1 protein-coding gene is annotated in these 579 nt (G+C 58.9%); it reads left to right on the top strand.

Translation table 11 applies throughout. From position 1 onward, the window contains the following. Positions 1-468, top strand: a 468-nt coding sequence (locus WLY71_RS30690) for a hypothetical protein (RefSeq protein WP_347806581.1), incomplete at its 5' end; no start/stop codon positions are given. Between the last annotated feature and the right edge of the window lie 111 nt (positions 469-579).

The following is a 579-nucleotide window of genomic DNA, read 5'->3' on the forward strand; positions in this document are numbered from 1 at the left end:
TTTCTGTGTCACCTCGAGCAGCAGGATCTGAGCTGGTCAACGCTGGCGCCTGCTGCGGGCGAAGTGCGCCCAGCAGCGTTGGAGGCGGCGGTCAATACGGCCATTACGCAACACGGACTTCAGACAGGCACGCGCGCGGCCATTAACCACGCCTTCAACGTGTTTCTGCAGGGGCCTTCCGGTGTAGTCCGCCTGATACCTGTGTGGCCCGAACACCAAGCAGTGATGGCGCAACTGCCCACAACCCTTTCCCAAGATCAGCGCTCTGTGATTTCACGATTTCTGTGTCACCTCGAGCAGCAGGATCTACGCTGGTCAGCGCTGGCGCCTGCTGCGGGCGAAGTGCGCCCAGCAGCGTTGGAGGCGGCGGTCAATACGGCCATTACGCAACACGGACTTAATAGCGGCACGCGCGCGGCCATTAACCACGCCTTCAACATGGTGCTGCTGGGGCCTTCTAGGCGATGAGTGTAACGACCTGCATTCGAAAACTTCCCGACCTGCAATCAATACGGTTTTCGACCCGTATTCATTGCGTCCAGCCTAGCGGACCGGCATGAATTGCGACTAAAAAAGACT

The organism is Pseudomonas rossensis (genome assembly GCF_039888995.1).
GTDB classification, from domain to species: domain Bacteria; phylum Pseudomonadota; class Gammaproteobacteria; order Pseudomonadales; family Pseudomonadaceae; genus Aquipseudomonas; species Aquipseudomonas rossensis.